The sequence below is a fragment of the Sporosarcina sp. E16_8 genome (assembly GCF_017347095.1).
GTDB lineage: Bacteria > Bacillota > Bacilli > Bacillales_A > Planococcaceae > Sporosarcina.
In genome coordinates, this window is record NZ_JADPRZ010000018.1 from 1 (window position 1) to 15,313 (window position 15,313).

A 15,313-nucleotide genomic window follows, 5' to 3' on the forward strand; every position below is an offset into this window, starting at 1 on the left:
AAACAAAAGCGGAAACGCCTGTTTAGAGGCGGCAGGCATAAGAAGGGCTGGCTATGCGGCGCACTTTACCGCATAACCGGACCAGCTTATGACCGAGCCTCTAGGCGTTGGAGTCTAGACGGAAACAAAAGCGGAAACGCCTGTTTAGAGGTCATCCATAGGCCAAGAACTTTATAATTTCCTTGGAATAAGTAAAAGACCGCATCGCCAACTAATAGGCGATGCGGTCTTTTACTTTATAATTGAAATCTCGATATCGTCGCGTTCAATTCATCGGTCAGTTCGCGAAGGGCTGTCACCTTGTCCACTACTTTTCCTATAGATTCTAGTTGCTCTTCTGCTGAAGCAGAAATCTCCTCACTGCCTGCCGCCGTTTGTTCTACGACTGCACTAATGTTTTCGGTATTCTCAAGCACCGTAACATTGAACTGCTTCGAATTATTCACGCCTGTAACGAGCTCTGTCAGCGCTTCCGTAATATTCCCCATTTTATCTTCGATGTTGGCAAATGAATTCAGGGTACGGGTTACATTGCCATCTTGCGCTTCGGCAATTTCAACACCTTTTCCAACTGATTGTGAAATTGAGCCAAGTCCGCCTTTGATCAGGTTAACCATATCGAAAATCTGTGAAGTCGCGGTTGTTGATTCATCGGCTAGTTTCCTTACTTCCGAGGCAACCACTGCAAATCCTTTGCCCGCTTCTCCCGCACGCGCTGCTTCTATTGCAGCATTCAATGCAAGTAAGTTCGTCTGCGAAGCAATGTTGGAAACCGTTTTGGCCATATCTTCAATTCTTATCGCATAGTGCGTAAATTGTTCAGTCGCATCTTTAATCGATTCCGATGCTACGTTATTGCTATCAATAAGTTCACGCTGTTCATTGATAGCGCGGCGCCCTTCCACAATTGCCTCATTAGCCATAGCAGCAGAATCAGCAGAATGTCTTGCCCGGTCGACATTAAATTCGAATTCCACATTCATCTGTTCTATGAGTTCTACGGAATGTTGCAAGTCCTCGGAGATGCTTTGGGTTCCTTTTGCAAGCTCTTCGGTTGATAATGTCACTTGGTTGCTCGCTTCGGTAAGATAACGATTTTCCACCTCAAGCTCTTTTGTGTAGTCATCTACTTTCCGGCTTGCCCCGTCAATCGATTGCAATAATGTCCGCAGCTGATTGGTCATGGATGTGAATGAGCGATTCAAATGCCCAAGTTCATCGTTTTTATCATACTGAATCGGCTCTACAACCAGATTGCCTGATGCAATTTCTTCGGCATTCATCGCCAGCCTCTTAAGCGGATTTGTAATGACGTTTGCAAGTCGGATAATGATTACCATTGTCCCCATTATGACAAATACGCTGCCAATAATTGCGAATGTAATGATGCCTTTAATTTTAGCGGCGAGTGCTTCTTGTAAATAGTCATAATGTGCAGATGTAAAGAGATCTACCATATAAATGTCATTGACAATTCCCACGTTGCGAAGCGATTGTCGATTGATTTCTGCGGAGTTATTTTCTTCAACAGCTGCCAGCGCTTGTTCTTTTAATAAATCAAATTTCTCTTGTGCCTTTAAAAGAATTGCCCGTGGCTCTTTCTCTTTAACCAGGCTTTCCGCAACGGAGAACTTTTCAGCAGTCGACTCTAGTTGTTGACGAACATTGTCTTTATTAGCATCTGTCATGTTATAAGCAAGTGTATTCAAACTTTGCATCGAGGCTTTGGTTTCTGCATTCACGTCATGAACAGCTAGCAACACGTCCACGTAATCATTACTCGTATTTTGAACTGCCAGCATTCTGACAATAATAATCGCTATCATCAGAATCGATAGGCCAAGCACGAAAAGTGAATTGATCACTATTTTTCTCTTTATTGTCATTTCAACTTTCCCCCTATCATTCCATTTCTAACGCAGCTTGTTCAATAAGTGCGTCTAACTTCCCTTTTTTAGCGTCCGTCAGTTCTAGCACTCGAAATGGCGCAAGACCTACTCCATTTTCCGCTAACCCCAATTCGATATGGCCGGATTGAATTGCTCCCGACTCTTTATAGGTATGAATGATATCGAACAACGCACTATCAATATTTTTCATCATAGATGTAATGACAGCTTGTTCTGCATAAAAGTATTGATCACTGTCTACGCCGATTGCATAGATGCCTCTTTTTTCAGCTTCTTTCAGCATGCCCACTCCCGTGAATCCAGCAGCAGCATAAAGAACATCCGCTTTGTCATCAATCATCTTCGAAGCAATCTCTGCCCCTAAACCATCGTTATCAAAGTCACCAGCATATTCAGTGTGAATAACGATAGCAGGGTTAATCGACTTTGCTCCTTGGATGAACCCTTGCTCAAACCGTTGAATAACCGGGGCCTCCATGCCACCAATAAAACCGACTACCTGTGATTCCGAAACAGTCGCTGCTACAATTCCCGCAAGTACACTTCCTTCGTCTTCCTTAAAGGTAATCGATGTGATATTCGTAGCTTCCGAAACCGCATCAATGAGAACGAACTTTTGGTCCGGAAAATCTAGAGCCACTTTTTCCAGCTCCTGCTGACCGGTGTAACCTAGCGCAAACACTAAATCATTACCGCTTTCCACAAGCTCCCTGAATCCTTTTTCATAAGTACCTGCTTCCGCAAGTTCCAAGTATTCGACAACAATTCCCTCTTCATCCCGCGCCTTCGTCAAACCCTTGAATGCCAAATCTGAAAACGATTGATCTCCAAGACCATTTTCCGACAGCATGACACCCACTTTTACTTTTCCAGCAAGCGGATCTTTTTCTTCAAGGCCGCAGCCTACAAGTAAGAGTAAAGCTGTCGTAAGAACAATCAGTTGTTTTAATTTCATCTCTTTCACTCACTTTCATTTACATTTTCCCTTGTATTACATCGGATATAATTTTGATTTGTTAATAAAAAAAGAATAAGTCGTCAGATGTCTTACAACTAAGTATTTTCAGACTTTTATTATTCACAAAAGCTTGTGGCACGAGCAATCATATAATCCGCCAACCGAGCATAAACACCGCACGAACGATCATATATCCCGCCAACCGAGCATAAACACCGCACGCCCGATCATATATCCCTCCAACCAAGCATAAACACCGCACGAACGATCATATATCCCGCCAACCAAGCATAAACGCCGAGCAATCATATAATTCGCCAACCAATCATTAACACCGCACGAACGATCATATAATCCGCCAACCGATCATATATCCCGCCATCCAATCATTAACACCGCACGAACAATCATATATCCCGCCAACCGATCATAAACGCCGAACAACCAATCATATGTAACCCCACAAACATGGAATATCATCTTCCAACGTTTATCTAAAGGCAAGCACTCTCTAATTTCCTGATACAACGAAAAAAAGAACCGCCATGGAAAAATCCATGACGGCTTGTTTTATTTCCTATATATATACATCCGCTTCACTAGAAACGTTATCTTGCGGAGTATCCGCCATCAATAACAAGTTCTGCACCTGTAATGTATGCAGCTTCGTCTGATGCCAAGAATAGGACCGCGTTTGCAACGTCTTCAGGTTTTCCTAGACGGGCAAGTGGTGTCATTTTCACAAGCGCTGCAACTACGTCTTGTGACGATTCCAGGCCTTTCGTCATCGGTGTTTCAATGATACCTGGGAAGATAGTGTTGACGCGTACTCCAAATTTCCCAAAATCTGCTGCAGCCGCTCGTGAAATCGCGCGAACTGCTCCTTTTGATGCAGCATAAGGGTTCAAGCCCATTCCGATAAGTGCTGTGTAAGAAGAGATGTTGACGATTGAACCTTTAGCTACTTCTTTCATATATGGAAGTACATGTTTCATACCAAGGAATGGTCCGAAACTATTGATATCCGACAGCCTGCGCCAGTCTTCAATTGTAATTTCATTCATCCCTTTTTCAGTTGAAATACCAGCGTTGTTAATTAAAATATCAATCTTCCCAAGCTTACCAACCACTTTTTCAACGGCTGCTTTCCACTCTTCATCAGATGTGACATTCAATTTAACTGTCATTACCTTTTCATTGCTACCCCACTTTTCTTCCAGTGCTGCTTCATTAATATCTGCTGCAATTACAGTAGCACCTTCAGCTGTAAACATCTTAACCATCATTTCGCCCATACCTGATGCGCCACCCGTTACGAATGCAACTTTATCTTGTAATCTACCCATTATGACCACTCCATTTCAAAATGATTTAATGTCTAAACATTAATCCTTTTTAGAGCTACTTGCAATCTATTTGCTTTGGTAAGTATGTTGAATTCTCTTCATTAAATACAACTTTACGTATCTTAACCCCTTGTTACTATAGCTTTTTAGGAATACACTAGAAAGAGGAAGTTTTTGTAGGAAGACCCTGAAAGAAGTGAATCGAATGTTCAAGGATAACCGTTATCTTGATTACAATGGAGCTGGGTTCCGCAAGGATTTGATTGCAGGAATCACTGTTGGTATTGTAGCCATTCCGCTTGGGATGGCTTTTGCAATTGCTTCAGGTGTCAAACCGGAATACGGACTTTATACGACGATTATTGCCGGGCTTATCGTTGCATTACTAGGTGGATCGCGTTTCCAAATCGCGGGACCTACTGGTGCGTTCATCCCCATACTACTCGCCATAGTTCTTCAATACGGCTATGAAGATTTGTTGATTGCCGGATTTCTAGCAGGTATTTTCCTGGTTATTATGAGTTTTCTTGGTGTAAGTAATCTTATCCACTTCGTCCCAAGATCCGTAACAATAGGTTTTACTACAGGGATTGCAGTCATCATCTTTACAGGCCAACTGGGTAACTTTTTCGGGATTACTGGTCTAGAAAAAAGAGAGTTTTTCCATGAAAACATGATTGATCTTGTCAATCAGTTTCACACAGTGAACGTCTTCAGCATAGTCACAGCCTTGATTGGGCTTATTGTCATATTTACTTTACCCAGAATAGCCCCGCGTATACCGTTACTCCTTATTGCGCTACTCATTCCGACTCTTATTTCAATTTTCCTATTCCCGGGGAAAGTTGAAACGATTGGGACAGCTTTTGGTGGTATTCCCAACACACTCCCGCGTTTTCATTTTCCAAGGATTACAGTAGAGAAATTGGTCAACCTTTGGCAGCCCGCGCTTATTATTGCCGCACTCGGTGCAATTGAATCACTGTTATCAGCTGTTGTTGCAGATGGCATGAAAGGCGGACAAAAACATGATTCAAAACGTGAATTATTTGGTCAAGGGATTGCCAATATAATTACGCCATTATTCGGCGGTATTCCTGCAACTGGAGCAATTGCCCGTACAGCTACCAACATCCGATCTGGAGCAGTCAGCCCACTATCCGGAGTCGTACAAAGTGTTTTCGTTCTTGCCTTTTTGCTCCTTTTTGCGCCGTATGCATCTTATATCCCATTAGCGGCGATGGCACCTATTCTTATGTATGTTGCCTGGAATATGAGTGCACGCACATCGTTCACACATATATTAATGATCCGGTCGGGTGACTCACTGGTTTTATTGACAACGTTCCTTTTGACGATTTTCATCGACTTAACGATTGCCGTTCAGGTGGGTATTTTGCTTGCTGCGTTGTCATTCTTACGTAAAATGAGTGGTAAACTCGATATTAAAGAGGAAACACTTTCCGATGTTGAAATCATTAAGTTCGGTGAAAGTAATACATCTTCATTAGCAAAATATACCGTGAACGGCCCTATTTTCTTTGGTACCGCAAAAGTATTTGAAGATAAATACCCTGCGATTTTTCTAACAGACGCGAAGAAAATCATTCTCGATATGGAGCACCTATCCGTTATAGATGCGACGGGTGAAGCAGCGCTATACGCACTTCTTGACGATGCAGATAAAGTCGGTGTTCAGATCATTATCAAACGTTTGCCGAAAGAAAAGTTGTCCCTGTTCAAAAAAAGTGGATTGTATGACAGGATTGGCGATGCTAATTTTTTCATGTGAATATCCACAAAACAAAAGTATCACTCCCCTACAATAAAGACTATTTTCTGTTTGGAGAAGTTTTAAGGGGCAAATGAAAACAGCAATAGACAATGTGAAAAAGAGCTAAAACCTTTACGGTTTATAGCTCTTTTTCTAATTTATTCTACACTATGGCACCTTGGGTTTATCTAATCCGTGCCTTTCATTCTGAATAAACACTGGGGGAATTCCCTAATTTTCATTAACCATTTGATTAACAATTAATTAAGAGAGGTAGTTGATTGCCCGTCCTTCGATCCATCGCTTGAATAGTATATTAAAGGAAGGTGGTGAAAAAATGAAATGTTACGACAATAATGATTATAATAGTAACAAATACAAGACCTACCGTTGCTCTTACCAAGCTAAATGCAGTAGATGCTACAATCAATGTTGCAAAGGATGTAGCAATCAATGTTGCAAAGGATGCAGCCATCAATGTTGCAAAGGATGCAGAGGACCAATTGGACCACCTGGTGCTACCGGAGCTACTGGAGCTACTGGACAAAACGGAACTAACGGCGCTACAGGAGCTACTGGACAAAACGGAGCTAATGGGGCTACCGGAGCTACTGGACAAAACGGCGCTAACGGCGCTACTGGAGCTACTGGACAAAACGGAGCTAATGGTGCTACCGGAGCTACTGGAGCTAACGGAGCTACTGGATCTACTGGACCTGCTGGAGCTAACGGAGCTACTGGACCTGCTGGAGCTAACGGGGCTACTGGAGCTAACGGAGCTACTGGATCTACTGGACCTGCTGGAGCTAACGGGGCTACTGGATCTACTGGACCTGCTGGAGCTAACGGAGCTACTGGATCTACTGGATCTACTGGATCTACTGGACCCGCTGGAGCTAACGGGGCTACTGGATCTACTGGACCTGCTGGAGCTAATGGTGCTACTGGAGCTACTGGACAAAACGGCGCTAACGGTGCTACAGGAGCTACTGGCGCTACTGGAGCAGCCGGCGGATTATCCGTATATGGGTATATTTACAATCTAATCGCTCAGACGGTAGCTATAGAAGCTGATATTACCTTTGACACAAATGGAATCATTACGGCTGGAATTACGCATGCCCCCGGAAACTCACAAGTTTTATTTACTACTCCGGGAGACTACCTGGTTACTTTCTCCGTGACTGATGTAGAACCCAACCAATTCGCGCTATTTTTAAATGGTGCGCCGGTTGCGGGTACAGTCTACGGTTCAGGTGCAGGCACTCAGCAAAACAACGGTCAGGCTATTTTTACCATAGCAGCAGGTGATGTTCTTACCCTTAGAAATCATTCTTCTGCTGCAGCGGTTATCCTTCAGACTTTGGCAGGAGGCACACAAACAAACGTAAACGCTTCTCTTGTCATTGCGAAATTAAATTAATTTTGTAATGATAAGGGATTCTCGCAAACTCAATGTAAAATGGTCATGCGACTTTCAAATAGAAAGGCTGACAAAACTTAATAGTAACTACCTTGGTATCACAGGGCTCTAACTAAGAATTCACTATTTTACAGACCCGAACAACTAAGGAGCCCTATGACCAAGGACCTTATAAAAATTTATGACTATTAAAGATGGATTTCTTAACATCCATGTAATAGCGCGTATGATTCCTTGTATAAAATATGTTAACAAGCTTTATTGGAGCGATGATTTTGCGTTGTATCGTAATTTTCCATTTTCCCAAGCTACCACGAATTGCATGACGAAATTGGAAAAGAAACTCCATGTGAACTAAAGCATGTTTAACTACACCTAAAAAGAAGGCTTTCCCGCTATGGGTAGCCTTCTTTTTTAGATTCATTCTACTAAGCAAGCACTTTTGTACTTTCCTCTTCGTCAGGTCTTTTCTTCTGAATAAACCAGATGACGCCAATTAACACAAGTCCAATTCCACTAGATAGAAACTCTGGAATAATTAACATCAGTCCAGCGCCTCCTAATACAATCCGCTCCCAAATTCTCGAGTTGCGGATGAAAAAACCAATGACTGCACTACTAATGCCAATCATTCCGATCACGGCGGCTAGAACGCCTATAATTAGTTTCCACACAACCACATCTACAAGCACCAGCATCGGATTATAAATGAATACATAAGGAATGATGAATGCTGCAATCGCTAATTTCACTGCAGTAACCCCTGTTTTAAACGGATTGGCTTTCGCTATACCCGCCCCTGCATAGGCGGCTAGGCAAACAGGCGGCGTGATATCGGCAACAATACCAAAGTAAAACACAAACATGTGAGCAGCAAGTGGAGCGACCATAAAATCATTTATCAATGCGGGTGCAGCAATCGTTGCCGTCACAACATAGTTTGCCGTCGTTGGAAGCCCCATTCCGAGAATAATGCAGGCAATCATCGTAAAGAACAAGGCAAGTATCAGGTGGCCGCTTGATAACGCGATAATGCCGGAAGCAAATTTCGCACCGAGCCCCGTGATACTGACGACTCCAGCTATAATTCCTGCAGTCGCAACCGCTGCAATTACTGGCAAAGCAACTCGTGCTCCCTGTTCAAGGACGTTGACAATTTGCCGTACATTCATCCTAGATTCTTTTCGGACAAGCGAAACAAGATAGGCAGATAGAATGCCAAAGAGAGCTGCCCGTTGTGGCGTGAAACCCGACATAATGGTTCCGATAATAACGACAAGAGGAATCAGCATATAACCGTCTCTAATTAGTAAATCCTTGAAACGAGGTAATTCGGATTTCGGTAATCCGATAATTTTTAATTTCTTTGCTTCGAAATGCGTTCCTATGAATATACCCGTGAAATAAAGAATTGCTGGAACAACTGCCGCCAACATGATGGTGGCGTATGAAACACCTAAGTATTCCATCATAATAAACGCCGCCGCCCCCATCATAGGCGGCATAATCTGTCCACCAGTAGAAGCCGCAGCTTCTGTGGCTCCCGCAAATTCCGGTGTGAAACCTGCTTTTTTCATCATCGGAATCGTGAATGATCCGGAGGCGACTGTATTTCCAACTGAACTGCCCGAAACCGTCCCTTGTAACGCACTTGCCACAACCGCCGCCTTGGCAGTCCCACCCGTAAACCGTCCAGTTAATGCAAAGGCGATGTCATTGAAAAACTTGCCGATTGGTGTATGAACAAGAATTACCCCGAAAAATAGGAAAAGATAAATGAACTTCGCTGAAATCTGTATGGGCGTCCCAAAGATACCACTTTCCCGGTACCAAATATTTGTCGAAATCCGATCCATTGAAAATCCTGGATGAGAAAGAATCTGTGTCGGAATATATTTCCCTACAAGTGTGTAGATAATAGCCACACCTGCTACAATGACAATCGGCAAACCGACTGTTCTCCTTGTCGCCTCAAGTACCAAAGCAATTCCGAGGATGGAAATTATGATATCAATTAGGCTGTAACCAGATACCCGACTTTGCAAAATCGAATCGAAGAAAAAGATTTTATGATAGGTCACATACATTGCCGTAAAGGCTAAGGTAACGTCATACCAAGGAACCTTTTTATGCGTATTTCTCCATTCCTTTTTTGCAGGATAGAGGAGATAGATAATCCCTAAAGCAGTACCTAGATGTACTGCCCCTTGTTTCTGGGAAGGGAGCGTACCAAAATAGCCCGTGTATAGATGAAACACCGTGAGTGCAACGCCGAGAAATGTTACGGCCCATGCCCATTTTCCAATTTGAGTGCGAAACTGATTTTCTTTATCGTACTTCTCAAGGATTTCTTGTGCGTCATGATGCTGTAGTTTTTTCAATTGGCGCCCCCCTTCCTAGTAGTTACGAGGTTCCATCATTCATTTCAAATCATCAAGACTTTTAATCTTTGTCTTTTCACGTGTGACAATCTGAATCACTTCAGGATAGATATGGCCGATGAAAGCCGCATTTTTCACTTCATGCCCTTCAAATTCAGCTTCTCCATTTAATGCCTGTAAGGCAGGAACGTGTACAGACATACCAAGATCCATATGGCCATCGCGGATTGTGGATAAGTTCTCCACTGATGCACCCGTTTCCGTATTCGTTACATGCATGCCATCGATATATTTGTTCCATAAGTTAGCCATTTCTCCCCCAAGAGGATAATACGTGCCCCCCTGGCTCCCTGTTCCAAGAATAAATTCTTTCTTCCGCTTCTTCGCATCGGCAGTGAGTTCCGCAACTTCATTATCAACAGTTAGCCCTTGTTCTTCGTAATACCTTTTCGCCCCTGGATGAATTAACAGCCCCTCTGCTCCGCGCAATGCATTTTCCAATGTCATTTGTTTCGCTTGAGCATGTGTATTCTCGCCTGCATTTTCAATCATACTTTTCGCAATCTCGTACCCTAGTTCCTCATCGATTGTATCCGTGCTGCCCACTAGAATCGCATATGCGGTGACAGTTTCGATATCTTCCGTAAGAAAGTCATACGTTTCTTTTGGGATTGTAAGTCGTCGATAACCTGAATTCTTTTCAATATGTTCGATCGCTTTATCCGAGAGTCCAAGCATTTTCACATCACCCGCGGATGCTTGGAGACTTTCAATACTTGCAGCTGGAAGTCCAAGAATCCCAATTGACACATCGATATTTCCATCTTGAACACCGTCCGCAGCGTCCCCGAATCCTTCTTGGTAGGCTTTGTAATCACCATCCTCAATCCCGTATCCCGCAAGAATCAACGTCGCCACATTATTCGTTTCACTCGCCGCCGGTCCAATCGCGATGTTTTTTTTCCCTCCACCACATGCAGATAAGACTAGTACCATTGCGACCACCAGGAAAAATAATACACGCACCTTGTTCTTCCTCACTTGATTACCCCCTTGTTTAATTTCTATTTAACGTCCTGTGTGAACGTTTTCAAATCAGTAGTTAGATCTGTAGATTACTAAGTTCACTTTATGTAGCAGCTGCTCTAAATAGTCCACTTGTCCTAAACTAAACAAAAGCGCAAGCGCCTGTTCAGCGGCGACAGGCATAAGGCGGGTAAAGGGAAGGCAGTCTAGGTTCGCGATCCTCTAGGCGCTGGAGTCTGGACGTGAAATCTCTATATTGCAGCTTATCCACAGTACGAAATTTTATTGTTTCCTGGACACTAAAAAAGCCTTTCAGCATCACGACAATTCGCGATACCAAAAGGCTTGTTCAATTAATCTTTCAAATAAGATGCTTTTTTCAACGTTTCCGCCAACACACGCGCTCCAATATCAAGTGCTGCCTTGTTGAACGTCATATCTGGATGATGAAGCCCTGGACCAAGATCTGCTCCAATACCAATCATTGCAGCTTTTAATTTTGGATTATGAATCGTGTAGAAATGGAAATCATCACTGCCTGATGTAATGACGTCAGGTGCGTATCCCTCTTCCCCCACTGTTGCCAAAATAGCTTCCCGGGCAATAGTTGTCGCTTCTTCAGACACTTCTGCAGCCGGCGTATAATCACTCCACGCCAATTCTATTTCCACACCGTGCATCTGTCCAATTGCTTGGATTCCCTGGGAAATACGTTCCTTCAGCTCCCCGAGCACTACATTTGACTGTGCTCTGGCATCGATTGCAAACGTTGCAGTCCCAGGAATAATATTGAGACTATCTCCGCCCGCCTGCACTTTTGTCAGTTTTGCTGAATACGCTTCGTAAGGTGAAAAATGGATTGTTTTCACAAACTGTGCAATCGCAAATAACGGATCTAGTGCACTGTTTCCTTGCTGTGGACGTGCACCATGCGCATCGTCGCCAATGATTTTCCCCTCAAGGAACACGGCCGCCCCGTGATGAATTGCTGGTGTCACTTTTCCAAATGGAATTTCTTCCTGTGGGCGTAAATGCACACCAAACAAATAGGAAACGTCGTCGACGGCTCCTCGCTCAATCATCGAATTTGCACCATTTCCTTTTTCTTCTGCTGGTTGGAAAATAAATCGGATCCGACTGCCCAGTTCCTCCTGTTGCAAATAACTAAGTGCCCCTAACACCATTGATATATTCGCATCATGCCCACAAGAATGATTCGCCTTATAGACGCCGCCGACTTCCTGCCACAATGCATCGATGTCCGCTCGTACCGCGATAATACGATCTCCTTCACCTATTTCAGCGATAACCCCAGTCACATCGTCAAACGTATGATGTTTTACATTCAATTTTGATAATATCTCCGATAATTTCGCAGTTGTCTCTACTTCTTTCCAACTCACTTCTGGATAAGCATGAAAATGTTCGAACCATTTCCCGATTTTCTCTTTGATTACCAATTAAAACACTCCAATCATTCTTTGGTTCATTAATCTATTATTAAATACTTCACATCTTTCAGAATAACCTATTTTCCGGAATATTTAAAGTAATACTGGAGATATATAGTCAGCACTTAACAAATAGAATGTACTTCCAACACCGCTTAGTCGCTTGCTGATGGCCTTACGCAATAAGCCCGCCAGAAAGAACACTGCCGGTCTTATTGCTTCGGCTCACACTTGTCGCTCCTTCGCTACATTTGTTCGTTATAGGGATGTGGTATATCACCTGGTTAATTCCATATAAGTAGTGCCGAATATATAGTTATGATTGGTTCGGTATATATCTCAATTAACCACTTTCAAAACCAATAAAAAAAGTTGCCGCTAGTATCCCAGGGCAACCTCACGAATCAATCTAGTAAATTACAACTTCCACTTCACTCTCGCATAAATAGCGAGCATTACGAAGTTCGCCGCGGCACTAATGACCGTACCGTATGCAATTGATGAAGCACCGTGCGAGTCAATCATCAAATAAATAACGCCGAGATTAATCGCAAAGACACTTATCAAACTGAATATTACAGGTATAATCGAATTGGCTTTTGCATAATAGAACCGCGTAATATACGTGTTTGCAGCAAGGAAAAACATCGACAGTGTAAATACGCGAAAAATCGGCACGATTAGCAGAATCGAAGACTCCGTGGATGCACCATGTCCAAAAACAAGACGGACAAGCGGCTCTGCGAAAAAGTAAGCGATCATAGTTGCCGGTACAAGTAGTGCAACTAGATAGAGCATTCCTTTTTTATAAAGCGCACGGATTGTTTCCATATCGCCTTCCCCTTGTTTTTTACTAAGAAGAGGATAGATAACCGTCGTCACTGCAGTCATCATGATTGCCTGGGGGAAACCCGTCAATTTAGATGCATAATTGACCGCCGAAATTGTTCCTTCCCCAAATCCATCCGCTACGATCCGATGAATAACAAAATAAAATTGCAATGATGCGCCACCAAACAAGATTGGCAATGCAATCACCCATAACCGTTTCGTATCAACAGACATGGCAAATGAAGGCTTCAAAGAATAAAGTTTTGATTTCCGAAGTCCTACATATAAGAATACACCCATTAATATCGCACCTACCAGTGCACCAATCCCATACGATTCAGGACCAAAATAACTTGTTAGCACAACAGCGATTCCGACAAAAGACGCATTATATAGAAGGACTGCTAGACTGGACAAGTTAAACTTGCCGTTAACATTCAATACACCGCTCATCCATGTCGACAAAACAAGAATAATAGAAGACGGCATCATCCATAAGTAAAGAGTGCGCGTCAACGCAAATTCTTCAGCAGTCATATTTTTGAAAAAAAACTGCAAGAGTGGATCTGTAAAGACCAACAATACAGCCGTAATCGCAACTGCAGCTACAAGAACTGTCGTAAATGATTTTCGAACAAACAATGCTTTATCCGTTCTTGTCGAGTGATAGACAGATATGAACGCCGTCGTTAACGCCCCACCAACCACAAGGTAAATGAAATTCGGTATTGTATAAGCAGTTATTATTGCATCTGCAGTTTTTGATGTACCGTATTGATTACTAATTGCCATTTCTCTGATGAACCCGAACAATCTAGCAACAATATTAATAACCGCAACCGCGCCGATAATCTTCATCATTTTACTCATTATGATCAACCTGACCTTTCTCGGCTGAACGATAAATCGACAATAAGTCCTCTAAAATCGTTTCATATGAATGCTGCGCAATTTTCGCCTGCGCAACGGTTTCATCGATCATATCAGACTTGTCGTCCAACGCACTCCATAAACCTTTCGCCAATGAATCCGGATTTTTCGGTTCAACCAAAATCCCTGCTCGATCTCTCAACAAATTAGAAAGCCCTCCAACATCCGTTGCGACAACTTTCGTCCCGGCAGACATCGCTTCGAGTGCGACTAATCCGAATCCTTCATGGTGTGAGGGAAGCACAAGCGCATCGGCCGCAGACATCCAAAGCGACAAATCGGCTTGACCTAGAGGCTCTTTGAAATGAATATCTTCAACATCCTTTTCTCTGATGAACGACCGTAACTCCTCGACAAATTGCCTGTCTTTCTGCGAACCAATTACATATAAAGAACTATCAGGGAACGACATTTTTAGTGAATCAAACGCTTCGACAAGTTCAAGAAGACCTTTTGCCTGAATCACATTTCCAACGAAGATCAACATTTTCTCTTCTATAGAAAGACCAAGCTTTTCCCTCGCCTCCACTTTAGCTACATAGTTAAAAATGGATGTATCGACGCCCATACTCATAACATGCACGCTCGTTTCCGGAACATCGAAGTTATTTATCACATCTTCCCGAAGTTTGTCACCAACAACAATGACCGATTCCGCTTGTTGTAAGATTTTTTTTGTCATGTCGGCAATGCGCTGACTCTTGGCAGCCATCTTATCTATATCCCCACCATGAACAGTCACAACATAAGGAATACCAAACATCTTTTTCCCCATCAATGAAATGATTCCTGTTGGAAACGCATAATGCGCATGCGTTAAGGATAAATGCTTACGATTTTTCATCATATATAATAAAGAATGGCAAAACCATGTCATATATTTTTTCAATGCCTGGATTTTCCCTTTTCCAGGATTCCGAATCGCAACTACATCGACATCCAGATCTGCCGACTGAAGAAGTCCAACCTGATTTTTCACAAAAAGGCCGAATGTCGGGTGCTCTATTGACGGATACATATTGCTGAATACGACTATTTTTTTCATTTCAGTTTTCAACCCCATCTTTCAATAACCTACCTAGCTAGACCTTTATTTAGATTCAATAATTATAGCATATCATCTGTCATTCGACCTCTTGACAGCCAATACTGCAATGTAACACTATTAAATTACCATAAAAAAACGCTAGTTGACAGGATAGAATCCAGTCAACTAGCGTTTCGAGACTACTTATAAGTAAAATCAAAGCACTGTAATACTATTGTAATGTAACTGTAATCGA

At 42.7% G+C, this 15,313-nt stretch carries 10 protein-coding genes; 2 read left to right on the forward strand and 8 right to left on the reverse strand.

The features are described 5' to 3' along the window. Positions 1–236: 236 nt before the first annotated feature. From I2484_RS12035 to I2484_RS12045, 3 genes are all read right to left on the reverse strand, one after another. Entirely contained in the window at positions 237–1,886 is a 1,650-nt protein-coding gene (locus I2484_RS12035; protein ID WP_207151270.1) for a methyl-accepting chemotaxis protein, read from the reverse strand. Between the two features lie 16 nt (positions 1,887–1,902). Further along, the gene (locus tag I2484_RS12040) at positions 1,903–2,865 is read right to left on the reverse strand and encodes a BMP family lipoprotein (protein ID WP_207151271.1); all 963 of its coding nucleotides are present in this window, start codon (positions 2,863–2,865) and stop codon (positions 1,903–1,905) included. A gap of 611 nt (positions 2,866–3,476) precedes the next feature. Further along, on the reverse strand, positions 3,477–4,214 hold the full coding sequence (locus tag I2484_RS12045; RefSeq protein ID WP_207151272.1) for an SDR family NAD(P)-dependent oxidoreductase: 738 nt from the start codon (positions 4,212–4,214) through the stop codon (positions 3,477–3,479). A 205-nt stretch (positions 4,215–4,419) separates the two neighbouring features. Here I2484_RS12045 and I2484_RS12050 point away from each other — a divergent pair, with 205 nt between their 5' ends. Next, positions 4,420–6,006: a SulP family inorganic anion transporter gene (locus tag I2484_RS12050; protein ID WP_207151273.1), complete on the forward strand. Its 1,587-nt coding sequence runs from the start codon at positions 4,420–4,422 to the stop codon at positions 6,004–6,006. Between the two features lie 319 nt (positions 6,007–6,325). Beyond that, positions 6,326–7,411: a BclA C-terminal domain-containing protein gene (locus I2484_RS12055; protein WP_207151274.1), complete on the forward strand. Its 1,086-nt coding sequence runs from the start codon at positions 6,326–6,328 to the stop codon at positions 7,409–7,411. Positions 7,412–7,839: 428 nt separating this feature from the next. Here the strand turns inward: I2484_RS12055 and I2484_RS12060 are convergent, their stop codons facing one another. The 5 genes from I2484_RS12060 to I2484_RS12080 all read right to left on the reverse strand — a co-directional run bounded on the left by I2484_RS12060 (position 7,840) and on the right by I2484_RS12080 (position 15,075). Beyond that, positions 7,840–9,792, reverse strand: a complete 1,953-nt coding sequence (locus tag I2484_RS12060; protein ID WP_207151275.1) for a TRAP transporter permease — start codon at positions 9,790–9,792, stop codon at positions 7,840–7,842. A 39-nt stretch (positions 9,793–9,831) separates the two neighbouring features. Continuing rightward, positions 9,832–10,833 carry a TAXI family TRAP transporter solute-binding subunit gene (locus I2484_RS12065; protein WP_346014188.1) on the reverse strand — a complete coding sequence of 334 codons (1,002 nt, stop codon included), beginning with the start codon at positions 10,831–10,833 and terminating at the stop codon, positions 9,832–9,834. Positions 10,834–11,171: 338 nt separating this feature from the next. Continuing rightward, positions 11,172–12,278, reverse strand: a complete 1,107-nt coding sequence (locus I2484_RS12070) for an amidohydrolase (RefSeq protein WP_207151276.1) — start codon at positions 12,276–12,278, stop codon at positions 11,172–11,174. A gap of 408 nt (positions 12,279–12,686) precedes the next feature. Then, positions 12,687–13,970, reverse strand: coding sequence for a murein biosynthesis integral membrane protein MurJ (murJ, locus tag I2484_RS12075; protein ID WP_207151277.1), 1,284 nt, complete (start codon positions 13,968–13,970; stop codon positions 12,687–12,689). Further along, entirely contained in the window at positions 13,963–15,075 is a 1,113-nt protein-coding gene (locus tag I2484_RS12080; protein WP_207151278.1) for a glycosyltransferase, read from the reverse strand. Before I2484_RS12080 ends, murJ begins: the two co-directional genes overlap by 8 nt. Positions 15,076–15,313 lie beyond the last annotated feature (238 nt).

What these genes read in the sequence shown, in the direction of transcription:
- I2484_RS12050 (WP_207151273.1), top strand. Translation starts at nt 4,420, where the DNA reads ATGTTCAAGGATAACCGTTATCTTGATTACAATGGAGCTGGGTTCCGC.
- I2484_RS12035 (WP_207151270.1), bottom strand. Translation starts at nt 1,886, where the DNA reads ATGACAATAAAGAGAAAAATAGTGATCAATTCACTTTTCGTGCTTGGC.
- I2484_RS12080 (WP_207151278.1), bottom strand. Translation starts at nt 15,075, where the DNA reads ATGAAAAAAATAGTCGTATTCAGCAATATGTATCCGTCAATAGAGCAC.
- I2484_RS12040 (WP_207151271.1), bottom strand. Translation starts at nt 2,865, where the DNA reads ATGAAATTAAAACAACTGATTGTTCTTACGACAGCTTTACTCTTACTT.
- I2484_RS12045 (WP_207151272.1), bottom strand. Translation starts at nt 4,214, where the DNA reads ATGGGTAGATTACAAGATAAAGTTGCATTCGTAACGGGTGGCGCATCA.
- I2484_RS12055 (WP_207151274.1), top strand. Translation starts at nt 6,326, where the DNA reads ATGAAATGTTACGACAATAATGATTATAATAGTAACAAATACAAGACC.
- murJ (WP_207151277.1), bottom strand. Translation starts at nt 13,970, where the DNA reads ATGAGTAAAATGATGAAGATTATCGGCGCGGTTGCGGTTATTAATATT.